Raw genomic sequence first — 12,984 nt, 5'->3', positions numbered from 1 at the left:
CCATGTTTGCCGGTGGGCTTTTTCTAATTTTTGCCATTTTGGCGGTCTTGGGTGCGGTTGGCCTGATCTTATTTCGTCACCCGATGAACGGAGCTATGAGCTTTGTCGTTACTCTTATCTCCTTGGCCGGCCTCTATGCGTTGCTTTCTGCAAAATTGATCTTTGCACTGCAACTCATCGTGTACGCAGGCGCGATCATGTCAATGATTGTCTTTATCATAATGTTTTTGAACATTCAGGATGAAGACCTCCCAAAGGAAGAAAACAGACTGCTCTATACACTTGGAGGCGGTGTGGTTGTTCTTCCGATAGGTTTGTTCCTCGCAAAAATCGTCCGTAGTTTGCCGGAGCATTCGACCTCGATCGTCGGAAATAATTTTGGTGGTGCAAAAGAAGTTGGTCAGCTGCTCTTTCGAGAATGGCTTGTTCCGTTTGAGATCATTTCGTTACTGTTGCTGGTCTCCTTGATTGGCGCTGTCATCTTAGCAGGGAAGAGGGGGATCAAAAGATGATGCATAGTTACTTATACTTAAGCATTATTCTCTTTTGTCTTGGTATAGTCGGCATCGTTGCCAGACGGAATGTGTTCACAGTGTTTATGTCTGTTGAGCTGATGCTGAATGCTGCCAACCTTGTATTTATTGCCTTTTCACGCATGCACGAGAGTATGGAAGGTCACGTGCTCGCTATGATGGTGATGGCAGTTGCCGCAGCCGAGGCTGCCTTAGCATTGGCCGTAGTTATTTTACTGCACAAACACAGAAGCAAACTCGACACTAACGTGTTCAGTTTACTCAAAGGGTGAATCCATGGAACAAAGTGTAAACTATTTGGGACTTATTCCGCTCTTTCCGTTACTGGGAGCGGTGTTCATTGGATTGTTGCATGTTTTCACATGCAACCGTATTAAGGTGGCAGAAAAAATATACGGCCTCCTGGCTTGTATCGGCCCGGTTCTCTCCTTTGTCCTGGCTTTGAAAGTATGGGTGGCGCTGAGGGCAATGCCTGAGGCATCCCGTCTACTGGTTTATAATGCCTTCACATGGTTTAGCGTGGGGGATCTTCATGTGAACATGGGGTTTCTCGGTGATCCGTTAAGCTGCCTCATGCTGTTATTTGTAACGTTTGTCGGTTCACTCATCCACATTTACTCGATCGGTTACATGGGTGGCGATAAAAGTTACGGGAAATTCTTCGCCTATATGAATCTGTTCCTCGGCTGCATGATTATCCTGGTTCTTGGGGACGGTCCTGTGGTCATGTTCATCGGCTGGGAAGGTGTGGGGCTCTGTTCCTATCTCCTTATCAGCTACTACAACGAAGATCGCGAAAATGTTCTTGCCGGAAACAAGGCGTTCATCGTCAACCGTATCGGCGACCTTGGCTTTGTTCTTGGTATGTGTTTCCTCTTCTGGGGAATTGGGGCAAGCGGGTTTGATTATCTCTCTTTAAAAGCCAACGTTCACAACCTTGAGCCGGCCATCGCCTTAACGGTTTGTCTGCTTCTTTTTATCGGTGCAACCGGTAAATCAGCTCAAATACCGCTTTATGTGTGGTTGCCTGATGCAATGGCCGGTCCAACCCCGGTCTCTGCTCTTATTCATGCCGCAACAATGGTCACTGCCGGCGTCTATATGGTTGCCCGCTTCAGTTTCCTCTATGCAGGTGTTGAGATAGCCGGCAACATCATCGCCTGGGTCGGTATACTGACAGCTCTTTTAGCTGCGATTTTCGGTATGTTTCAAGACGATATCAAGAAAATTCTGGCCTACTCGACCGTGAGCCAGTTGGGTTACATGTTTGCAGGAGTAGGGGTGGCTGCCTATTCTGCCGGAATATTTCATGTTTTCACGCATGCTTTTTTCAAAGCCTTGCTTTTTCTTGGAGCAGGTTCTGTTATTTATGCCCTGCATCATGAACAGAATATCTGGAAGATGGGGGGCCTGAAAGCTAAGATGCCTAAAACCTATATCACCATGCTGATAGGGTCCCTGGCTCTTGCAGGTTGTCCACCATTTTCCGGTTTCTTCAGTAAGGACGAAATTCTCTACAGTGCATTGGCAACAGGACATTTTGGCATCTGGGCGATAGGACTGTTGGTGGCCGGGATGACCGCTTACTATACTTTCCGGATGATCTTTGTGGTGTTTCATGGCGAGCCGCGAGACGTTGAAGCGTACGAACATGCTCAGGAGTCGCCCGCTGTAATGACTGTCCCGCTTATCATTCTCGCTGTCGGTGCCCTGTTTGCAGGCTTTCTTAACCTGCCCTCCATCTTTGGAGGTGATCAGATTATCTCACACTGGCTTGCTCCCAGCCTCACCGAACAGCATGCTCCGAGCAGTGTCGGACTTGAAATGTTTGTTATTGCTGCAAGTGTTATTGCTTTCGCCATTGGTATTAAGATAGCCTACAACAGATTTGCACATGGCGCTGCGGAACCTTCCTTTAAAGGGTTCGCAAGTTTTGCCTACCATAAATTTTATGTCGATGAACTCTATGATAGAGTCATTGTTCGCCCGTACAAGGCTATTGGTGCCGTTATCTGGAATATGATCGAACCGAATGTCACCGATGCCCCCGTCAAAAGTGTATCTAAACTGTATATGTTACTTGGGGCGGCTTTCAAGGTCTTGCAGGTTGGCTATGTCCGGGTCTATGCGATCTACATGGTCCTAGGATTAAGTATTATGAGCCTAGTACTTTCTCAATCGTTGAACTGATAGGGTGAGAGAATGTTCGAACATGTACTTTCCGTAATTATCTTCCTGCCCATAGTCGCAGGCCTACTGCTCTTGGTTTCACCGGCAAGTAGGACCGTCTCTCGGTTCACTGGTATGGCTGTTTCTTTAGCAGCACTGGTGTTAAGCCTTGATCTCTATACGGGATTCCAGTCGACAGGGTACCTCGAATTTGTTGAAAAAGTGCCCTGGATAACTTCGCTTGGCATCTCCTACTACCTGGGGATAGACGGAATAAGCCTTTTTATCCTGATGGCTGCATCTGTTCTTCTCCCAATGGTCTACTTTATTTTCGGGACCAGAGAGAAGGGATACTATGCCAACCTTCTCATAGTGCAAGGGGCCATGACCGGTGCAATCTGTGCTGCAGACATGATTCTCTTCTACATCTTCTGGGAAGTCATGCTGCTGCCCGTTTTCTTTATGCTTGGGCTCTACGGTGGGGCGAAACGACTACCGGCCACACTTAAGATAACTCTGTATACAATTGCCGGCTCACTGCTCATGCTGGCTGCGATTGTGTATCTGGGTGTGAGTTATCATGCGCAATTTAATGAATGGAATTTTTCCATGGAAAAAATGGCGCAGTTAAACCTGACAGGAGAAATTGCAGCAATTGCCTTTTTGGGGTTCATGATTGCATTTGCGATCAAAATCCCCTTGTTCCCGTTTCACACCTGGCTGCCGGATGCCTATACAGAAGCTCCGACAGCAACCACCTTTGTGCTTTCTGCCATCATGGCCAAAATCGGTGTATACGGAGTTATACGTTTTGTTATACCTGTCTTTGACTATGAATTCGCCAGATTTGCCCTTCTTTTGACCTATCTGGGTGTGATAGGGATGATGTACTGTGGATTGGCGGCAATAGCGCAAAAGGACTTTAAACGAATGCTCGCATTTTCGTCAGCATCCCACATGGGTGTTATTGCAGTTGGCGCATTCTGCATGAATATACAGGCGCTTACTGGAAGTATTTATCAGATAATCGCCCACGCCACCAGTACGGGTGTTCTCTTCTTACTGCTGGGGATTCTTGAAGAAAGATCCAATACGAGAACAATCAGTGACTTCGGTGGGATTGCTTCTAAGGCTCCGGTGTTTGCTGTCTACTTTGCTATTGCGATGTTGGCTTCAGTTGGTCTTCCAGGAACCAGTGGCTTTATCGGTGAGTTCATGATCGTTTTGGGAGCCATTAAATTCAATGCAATCATCGGAGTCCTCACTGGTACAACATTGATTATAGGTGTTTGTTATATGTTGTGGCTGTTTCAGCGGGTGTTTTTTGAAAAAGGTAACCCTCGTACCGAACAGTTCAAAGATCTGTCTCTGGTAGAGGGCCTCACCTTTTTGCCTGTTATTGTTCTGATCCTGCTTATGGGTATCTACCCCCAGCCGTTTTTAAGTAAAATTACGCCTTCAACAGCATTACAATTTAATCAACCGACGCACACCCTAGCTCATGCACCTGCAGAAAATGCCCTGAAACTTGAGCTTACAACTGAAAAGTAATAGACCCGGATTGTAATCATGACAAACGATTTAATGCTATTGATGCCATTGATTGTTGTTGGTGTCGGGGCAATCACCCTTATGATTGCCTCAACATACAACAAGCTCTCACACGAAGTTGCCGCTTTCGTGACTGCAGGACTGTTTGCCCTTGCCTTTCTGGTGCAAGTGACCTCTTGTATCGCAGGGGATACCATTCTTTTTTCTGATATCTTCAGTGGCATACTAGTGGCGAGCAAGTTTTCAAAAGCTGCAGGCCTGATCATTCTTGCCTGTGGTTTTTTTACAGCTCTGAGCTCACAAAGTTATTTTAAGCAAAACGATTTCTGCAGTACAGAATACTACTGCCTGATTGCATATGCTGCTGCCGGCATGTTACTCCTGACAATGGCTCAAGAGCTGATTACGATCTTTATCGCTCTTGAAATCATGTCTTTAGCTATTTATATCCTTGTCGGCTACGATCGTGATAATGTGATCAGCGCGGAAGCCGTGCTTAAGTACCTTATCCTGGGTGCCTTTGCCGGAACCTTCCTGGCTATGGGAAGTGCTTTGATCTACGGTGCGGTCGGCAGTACCAAATTCGTTAAGATCGGTGAGTATATTGCCAGTGTCGGCCTCACACAATCACCGCTTATGATTGGTGGTGCCTTCTTCATCTTTGTGGCACTGTTGTTTAAAGCGGCAGCCTTTCCTTTTCATGCCTGGGTGATTGATGTCTATGATGGTGCCAGTGTTCCTGTTACCGGTTATATGGCCACAGGTTTAAAGACCGCCATCTTTGCAGTCTTTGCCAATTTTCTTGTCACCGACGGTGCACTGCAGCAAAAGTGGATAACTTTTCTGTTTTATATTGCCGTATTGACTATGTTTGCCGGTAACCTGATCGCCATCGGACAACAGTCCTTGAAACGTATGCTGGCAGCATCAGGAATCGTGCATTCAGGTTATCTGCTGATCGCTTTGGTAGCCGTTGGCAGTACAGAGTTTACAGGAAGTGTTATTGCCTACTATCTTGCTGCCTACGCTGCCGGTACACTGGGTATCTTTTGTGCCCTTTCGTATCTGGGTGGGGCAAATGAAACCCGTAAGACTTTTGACGATTTTAAAGGTCTGGCGCAGTCCCGTCCATATTCAGCCGCAGCAATTACCGTTTTTCTGCTTTCCATGGCAGGAATACCACCGACTGCAGGGTTTATGGGGAAATTTTATATCATCACCTCAGCCATAAATGCCGGCCAGGTAACTCTTGCTGTACTCGGTATTCTGAGCAGTATAATCTCCATCTGGTACTATCTGCGGCTGATTGTTAATATGTACTTTTATAATGCCGAGGAACAATTTAACGAACCAGTGCTGTCTTCTTTTGCCCCGGCCTGTACCTTAGCACTGGTAGTATGTGTTTTTGCGATCAGCCTGTATCCGATCATGATCTGATGTTTGTTGTGTAACCGATTACCCTTGCGAGACTAACAGCTATGAAAATTAAGGACATATTAAAGGTAAAAGGGAGTAAAGTTTATACTGTCTCTGAAGACGCTACTCTGATGGCAGCAACTGCAAAGTTTTTTAGTAATAAAATCGGCTCTCTGGTTGTATTAAACGATAGTAATGAGTTCGTTGGCATAATATCTCCCAACGATATTCTGAAAGCTATCCACGAAGGGTGTACCGAAAATTGTGCGTTGCAGAAAGTTAAAGAGGTGATGACTAAAAACGTTATCTGTGCTTCAGATGAAGATACAGTTGATTACATTCAAGCTGTCATGACAGAAAATCGTGTACGTCATATTCCGATAATGGATAAAAAAGAGGTCATTGGGCTTATATCCATTGGTGACGTGGTTAATGCACAGATCAGTAAACGTGAGGTCGAAAATAAGTATTTAATCGATTACATTGAAGGGAAATATCCAGGCTGATTTTCTATCGGTCTCCCTTTTTCGTGTCGTACGAAGTTCCTTGCCTCGTACACTCTACTTGATCTGACAGATATCATTGCCGATGGTATCTGTCAGATCAGCTTTGAGCATCTCTTCTGCTCCTGCGTCTTTGCTCGTGTCCTGATTTTTACTCACCGCACCTTTCAATATTTTGCTGTAAGCAATGGAAACTTGCGTAGTGATGACGCTCTTTATTATCAGACACGGTCAGAGCTAAAATCACACACAGATCAGCCGGTCTATCTCGCAGTTTTCTTCCCCTTCTCGTTGTTTCCTGCTGGATAATTTAAATTCTCTCCTGCGTTGCAGTATCCTGTTCAGCAATCCGAAATCCTGGCTCAATCTGTTACAGGGAAGCATCAAACCTGCATATGGATGTCCATACTCCGGTTATTTTGTCGCAATATTCGGATTTTTATCGTTTTCACCTCTTTGCTCATAACGTTACCCCTGGCTTTTACACCCGTCATGTATCACAAGATGCAAGAGGGGTTATCAACTTACAGAGAAGAAGTAGTTTTCATATGAAAAGCCCTTCATTTCTGATAACGTCACGGTGCGGTTATCCCTATTCTTTGACCAGGCAGAACCTGGTATGGATAATGAGCAATTGTCATCTTTGATTTTCAATTTATTTTCAAGCAGTATTGATCAGATATTTGATGGACTACTGTGCATTGCATATGAACAATAAAAGACATATTCAAGTATTTGTTCGTCTTGCTACCCTGCTTTTCGTTTTTGTCGTCTTCGGTACAAGCTGGTTTCTTTTAGTTGAACGACCAGGACCTACGCTTCATTTATTAGGCGTATTTCCCAAAGACTCTTTACTGGTCGTGGAATGGGACCATGCCGGTAAAAATTGGCAGCGCTGGCGGAAAAACTGGCCGGAGAGCAGAGAAATATTATCAAACTCTTTTCATTTATTTGATAAGCAGGAGCTGTTGTTTCCATTTTTTAAGGAAATCGACAGTTTAATAGCACAGTATGACGCTGTCGCCGATCTTCCGTTTATGCACCTTCTGACTAACGTACCAGTGGCTCTGGCTGTGCTGCCGGGTAACGATCATCAGGATCTTCCGCCAAAATTTCTCCTGGAGCAATCGGTATTGGCTGTGCAGACAGGCACGGCTGTCTCCATGCAAAACCATCCTGATTTCTCCAATTGGTTGAAGTTAGAAACCACGTCTCTGTTTCAAGGAGAGATAATTGAACATCTGAAGATGCCTAATGGAGAAGAAATTGTTTGCTGGCAAAGGTCAGACGTTCTTCTCTATGCGAAAAATGCGTCACTTCTTCATCAATGTATTCAACTGTACCTTCAACAGAAAATTCGCCATTACCCGAGTTTCTTGGACAACCCTGCTGTCCAGCCTTTAAAGGTCCATGATGCATTTCCTGTTGATGTGTTTTGTTATCTGGATCTGACCCGTTTGCAAAAAAATGTCCCGTGGATAGGCCACCTGGTTCATAAGTTTGATGTACTGCAACTTCAACAGGTCGCCTTGTATCAGCACACCAGGGATCAGATCACAAAACTTGGCGGTATAGCGACGATTAACCGAGGTGCTGGAACAGCGGTCGACGTTCTGTACCATCTTCCTCAGCCACAGGGTCCACTACCGGTTGATGTCTCTTCGTCCACCTCTCTGTTGTTTTGGACAAACTGGTTTGATTTTAAAAGATTATGGAAATTTATCGTTCAAACAGCACCTGTTGAGATTTCCAGCTTCTTTTCAGTGATGGAACTCTCCGTCCCCGAACAGACTGGACTTGCAATTGACAATTTTTTTGATCTGTTCGGCCAACGATTCGGTATATTTATGGATGCTCATCAGATCTCCTATCAAGCCAATCGTTCTTTGGGCTGTTTATCAATAGAAATCAAAGATCGGGACAAAGTTGAACGTCTTATCAGACGACTAACCAAAGATTTACAGGTTATCAGCATCCAATCCGGCAAAACTGAGGTCTATACGGTGATGCTCGCAGGGGGGTTGCTGCAGCCGGCGTATATGTTGGAGAAGAATCGATTGATCATTGCCGATAATGCCGGCTTGATTGACCAGGCTCAGCACTATTTCGTTCTTGATGAGCACCATGATTACCAGGATTTACTTGGTTTCCAAAGGGATCGCGGTAATATATTCCTCTTTACTCGTCCCGATGGTCTGATCGAACGATTTTTACCCTTGCTTTCTATGGCTGCCAGGGAAAATCGCGATCCAAAGAGAATGTTTTCTCCGGAGACACGACTGAAACTACGCCGATACGTCATACCCCTGTTGACAGCACTGCAGCAGTATGCGACGTTTAGTTTAAGTGGTAGTGTCACCAGTAGTAGTGTCTCTGTTGGTGTCGACTTTTCCCTTAAACCTGTGCAGAAAGTTACCGGTAAATAGCATGCCGGTGCTGAAATCGACTCAAGCAGAGGGCATCTACAATGGAACAACTGATTACTGAATTGAAGAAAATTTTACCTTTTAAACCGGCAACTGGTATTGGTGACATTGTACTCATCGTTGCCAAGGAGCCAAGGCTGCTTGTCTATGCTTTTGTCGGCGATATCGTGCGTGATCGTACCCGGCGGGATGAATGGTGGCATGTTACCTTGCACCTCCTGTCTGTGCCGATACAGACACTGACCTGGACATTGAGAACCCCTCAGTTCACCGGACAGGAGATCTTTACCATGGAAGGAAAAGAACGCTTTGTTCAAGCTGTTCAGATACACTCGCCGGAACCGCAACCTTCCCTGGAGTCGGGTGATCAGATACAAGATACTGCTCGAACGCGTGGTCTGCGTATTGTGAAATGAGGTGTCGGGAGATGTTTACCCCCGGGTGAAAAGTAACTCCTGCTACGGGTCGGTAAATGGCTGTTGATTATAATACTCTCTCAGGGAACTGCACATTGCTGTACTCTTGGGCGAGATCTTTTCCATTGGTTTTCTGATACCTGCATTGACGTATACACAGGTGTCCATATGTGTGCTGCTCTTTGGAACAAGGTCCGAGGTTGTATTGTACAGTGAATGACCGGTACCCTTTATTCCGTCCGATGGGGGCAGTCTGTATATTGGTGAGTTGTAAGAGCAGACAGTTGCTCATGACTCATGTCTCAGTTTTTTTTAAGAACCATTCACCAGTGCTTACAGCAGTGTGGGGATGACCAGGATGTTGGCACTATATTACTTTTCAGAGTACTATCAGCAGTGAACGAGCGACAACTTATCGAATATCTGACCACCTTTATAACGCCGGACACAAAGGGGCTTATAAGGGGCATTGGAGATGATTGTGCGGTTATTCAAAAAGACGATCATCTTGTCTGGTTGTTGACAATGGACACTTTGGTTGAAGGCGTTCATTTTGATGCAGCGTTTCATTCACCTGACAAACTTGGGCGCAAAATTGTTTCCGTCAACATCAGTGATATTGCTGCCATGGCGGGTAAACCGATGTTTATGCTGCTCTCGATCGGCATGCCTGCAGGGTTTGACGCGACCTGGTTTAAGTCATTTGTCCGCGGTATCATGGATGCCTGTCATGAGTATGGATGTCAGTTAATCGGTGGTGACACTGTTGCCAATCCCAACGGATTGGTCTGCAGCCTGACGGTGATCGGTGAGGTTGCACCTGATCTGGTTGTTTACCGTCATGGCGCCCGGCCGGGGGATACGGTCTGGGTCAGTGGTTCTCTTGGCTTTGCAGCGGCTGGTCTGGCGTTATTGCAACGTACGTTCGAGCCGCATAATAGACGCTGGCAACCGTTTCGTGAGCAACACCTTGATCCTGTCGCCAGGGTGGAGGTTGGTCAAAAGTTGGGCGCAAGTGGTCTTGTGCATGCGATGATGGATCTTTCCGACGGGTTGGCCACAGATCTGGCGCATTTATGCAGGCAGTCCGGGGTAGGTGCGAAAATTTCTTTTCAGGCGCTGCCGGGTATTGGTGCACTTAAAGAGGTTGCCGATGCGATCGGTGGGGACCCTGAAGAGTGGGCCGTCAGAGGTGGCGACGATTACGAGCTGTTGTTCACCACTGCTGCTGATGCCGGTGATCAGTTGTTGGCCATTGGCAGCAGTTGCGGTCTCCAGCTGTCACCTGTTGGTACCATCGTTGCCGGCAGGGAGGTGACTCTGATTCGTACACAGGCTGACGGTACACAGGAAGAAAAAGTTATAACCTATCAGGGGTTTGATCATTTCCGAGAGAAAGATGAGGGCTAAGATACGTGGTTAGAGCAGCTCTAAAGCATTGGTCGATGCGGCTGTTGGCACCTGACCGGGTTGTTCAACAGACATATGAAGCATTTAAGGAGCTTCTTGATTTTAATGGCAGGAGCCATGAGCTGATGGCGGACCTGGAGGCTCTCTACTATGAGCACAAGCCGGAGGATTTTGCTCGGATCCGTAGTCAGTATCGCCGATTTGCCGCTGCAGTTTCGGGTATGATCACGTCCCTGGAGCAGATGCAACCCGGGATGGCAGGCCCTTTACGGGAGTACTATTCCAAATATGATTTCTATATAACGTTACTTCTGGCTCCTCCGGAACAATTTTTAATTCCACCGTTTGTTCTTGATCATGACACCCCTGTTGACCCTGGACTGGCCGGGAACAAAAGTTATAACCTGACAGCCCTTCAGCATGGTCTGGAAATTCGTGTCCCTGAAGGTTTTACAATCAGTGCCACCACCTACGATCTCCTGGTCGCACATAATCAGTTGCGGCCGGCAATAGACCTTCTACTGGCCGGTCTTGACCTGAATACTCCGGCAAGTTTGGACCAGATCTCCCAGGCACTGATGACCTTGGTGCAAAACATGGAGATCCCGAGTCATATCACTGAAGCTATTCTGGCAGAGTACGATGCGTTGGCCAATAACGAATGGAGCTCTTTTTTCACGGTTGCCGTGCGTTCTTCAGCCTTGCATGAAGATGGAGAACATAGTTTTGCCGGTCAGTATCACTCTGTATTAGGGGTTGACCGGGCAGGGCTCTTGGCAGCGTACCTTGAGGTGTGTGCTTCTAAGTACTCTCCACAGGCCCTTTTGTATAGAATACATGCCGGTATCAGTGACGAAGATGCAGCCATGGCAGTTATGGTACAGAGGATGATTGATGGAGTAACCAGTGGGGTGGTATACACCCGTAATCCGGTTGCAGCTGGAAGTGGAGAGCTGTTGGTGCATGCTGTACCAGGCCTTGGGTTGGCCCTTGTCGGCGGAGAGGCGGTGCCTGATACGTTTTGCTTTGCTGCGGGCAGTTTAACGCCGGTTGAAGAGACTGCTGCTACGTATAAACACTCTGGAACAGATGAGAAAAACAAGGGAGGCAGAGGAGCACCCGCTCGCTGCACATCAAGTCATTCTTCATCGTTACATAGAGATCAGGCTGTGCACATAGCGCGGATTTCTCGCGAGATTGAACAGTTTTTCGGTGTGCCGCAAGATATTGAATGGGCGATCGATGGTGAGGATAATCTGTATATTTTGCAAGCCCGTCCGTTGGCAGTGGAAGATAATAGGGAGATTGAAGAATCTCAGACGGTTGAAATTCCAGATATTTCGCCACTGCTTGTGCATGCCCGTATCGCATCAAAGGGAGTTGCCCACGGCATTGTTCAACACCTTCAACCTGGAGGCGGGATTGATACAGCAGAACAAACCATACTTGTCACACGACATATTCCGCCCAGTCTGGCTCGATATATTCCTAAACTTGCTGCTGTTGTCTGTGAGCAGGGTTCTGTAACCGGTCATTTTGCCACAGTCTGTCGAGAGTTTCAGGTGGCACTGCTGGTTGAGGCTCAGGGAGCACTGACCGTGTTAAACGAGGGCACGGAGGTGACGGTGGACGGCTTCAGGGGCTGTGTGTATCCGGGCAGGGTTGACCAGCTTCTCACCGGCCTGGAGGAGAAGAAAGATCTCCCTGATTCAGCTTATCGACGCAAGCTGCGGTCAATGCTTGATCACATCACCCCGCTCCACCTTCTGGATCCTGCATCGCCTGAGTTTCGGGCACAATCGTGCCGCTCTTTGCACGATATTATCCGTTTCAGTCATGAAAAGGCCGTCCAGATCATGTTCGGTCTTGGGAGCATGGCCGGCAGTGCGTCGTCCCGTTGTCGAAAACTGACGACCGATATCCCGCTTGATATTTATCTGCTTGATGTTGGTGGAGCCTTTCATCAGGAGGGCAGTGAAGAGATCACCCCCCGGGAACTGCATTCTGAGCCGTTTCTGGCGCTCTGGAAGGGGCTCAGTCATCCCAGGGTTGATTGGGACAATCACTTGCATTTTGATTGGAAAGGATTCAGCGATGCAGCTCTTTCCGGAGGTATCAGCGTCGGCGTAACCAAAGAGTATGCTTCCTATGCCATCGTCAGCCCGGATTATTTAAATCTAAATATGCGTTTCGGCTTTCACTTTGCCCTGCTTGACTGTCTGTGCGGCTCGGTGAGCAGGGCCAATTACTGTCAGCTGCGGTTTGCCGGCGGCGGTGGTGACTATCAGGGAAAGGTGATTCGAATTGTTTTGCTGCAACGGATTCTCGAACAGTTGGATTTCGAAGTTCGTGTCCGTGGCGATCTTCTTGATGCCCGAATACAGGCTCTGGCCGCGCCCAGACTTATGAGTGTACTGACCCAGGTGGGATACCTGCTCGGAAAGACCAAGTTACTCGACATGAGTATGCAGATTGAAGATATTGCCCCCTTTGTTCAGGATTTTTTTGCTGAGATCGGCGACACTGCCGATCACGAAAAACATTAGACCGGATCGTTTGC

The 12,984-nt window shown here is 47.2% G+C and carries 10 protein-coding genes; all 10 read left to right on the top strand.

From position 1 onward, the window contains the following. Window positions 1-2 precede the first annotated feature (2 nt). Window positions 3-512, top strand: a complete 510-nt coding sequence (locus tag HP555_RS12105; protein WP_233249177.1) for an NADH-quinone oxidoreductase subunit J family protein — start codon at window positions 3-5, stop codon at window positions 510-512. Next, window positions 509-805: an NADH-quinone oxidoreductase subunit NuoK gene (gene nuoK / locus HP555_RS12100; RefSeq protein ID WP_199262837.1), complete on the top strand. Its 297-nt coding sequence runs from the start codon at window positions 509-511 to the stop codon at window positions 803-805. The genes HP555_RS12105 and nuoK overlap by 4 nt, the downstream gene beginning before the upstream one ends. Before the next feature lie 4 nt (window positions 806-809). Then, window positions 810-2,723 (top strand): NADH-quinone oxidoreductase subunit L, encoded by a 1,914-nt coding sequence (gene nuoL, locus HP555_RS12095; RefSeq protein ID WP_199262836.1) that lies wholly within the window; start codon window positions 810-812, stop codon window positions 2,721-2,723. 12 nt (window positions 2,724-2,735) lie between these two features. Continuing rightward, on the top strand, window positions 2,736-4,253 hold the full coding sequence (locus tag HP555_RS12090; protein WP_199262835.1) for a complex I subunit 4 family protein: 1,518 nt from the start codon (window positions 2,736-2,738) through the stop codon (window positions 4,251-4,253). Between the two features lie 18 nt (window positions 4,254-4,271). Then, entirely contained in the window at window positions 4,272-5,690 is a 1,419-nt protein-coding gene (locus HP555_RS12085; protein ID WP_199262834.1) for an NADH-quinone oxidoreductase subunit N, read from the top strand. 41 nt (window positions 5,691-5,731) lie between these two features. Next, the gene (locus HP555_RS12080; RefSeq protein WP_199262833.1) at window positions 5,732-6,175 is read left to right on the top strand and encodes a CBS domain-containing protein; all 444 of its coding nucleotides are present in this window, start codon (window positions 5,732-5,734) and stop codon (window positions 6,173-6,175) included. A gap of 704 nt (window positions 6,176-6,879) precedes the next feature. After that, complete coding sequence (locus HP555_RS12075) at window positions 6,880-8,598, top strand: hypothetical protein (RefSeq protein ID WP_199262832.1); 1,719 nt, start codon at window positions 6,880-6,882, stop codon at window positions 8,596-8,598. 41 nt (window positions 8,599-8,639) lie between these two features. Continuing rightward, window positions 8,640-9,014, top strand: coding sequence for a hypothetical protein (locus tag HP555_RS12070; RefSeq protein ID WP_199262831.1), 375 nt, complete (start codon window positions 8,640-8,642; stop codon window positions 9,012-9,014). A 396-nt stretch (window positions 9,015-9,410) separates the two neighbouring features. Continuing rightward, window positions 9,411-10,424, top strand: a complete 1,014-nt coding sequence (gene thiL, locus HP555_RS12065) for a thiamine-phosphate kinase (RefSeq protein WP_199262830.1) — start codon at window positions 9,411-9,413, stop codon at window positions 10,422-10,424. Window positions 10,425-10,459: 35 nt separating this feature from the next. Continuing rightward, complete coding sequence (locus HP555_RS12060) at window positions 10,460-12,970, top strand: PEP/pyruvate-binding domain-containing protein (protein WP_199262829.1); 2,511 nt, start codon at window positions 10,460-10,462, stop codon at window positions 12,968-12,970. Window positions 12,971-12,984: the final 14 nt, after the last annotated feature.

Origin of the sequence: Desulfobulbus oligotrophicus, from assembly GCF_016446285.1 — a bacterium.
In the GTDB taxonomy this organism is placed as follows: Bacteria; Desulfobacterota; Desulfobulbia; order Desulfobulbales; family Desulfobulbaceae; genus Desulfobulbus; species Desulfobulbus oligotrophicus.
The sequence above is the reverse complement of the archived record's forward strand: the minus strand, read 5'-3'. Positions and strand labels throughout refer to the sequence as shown.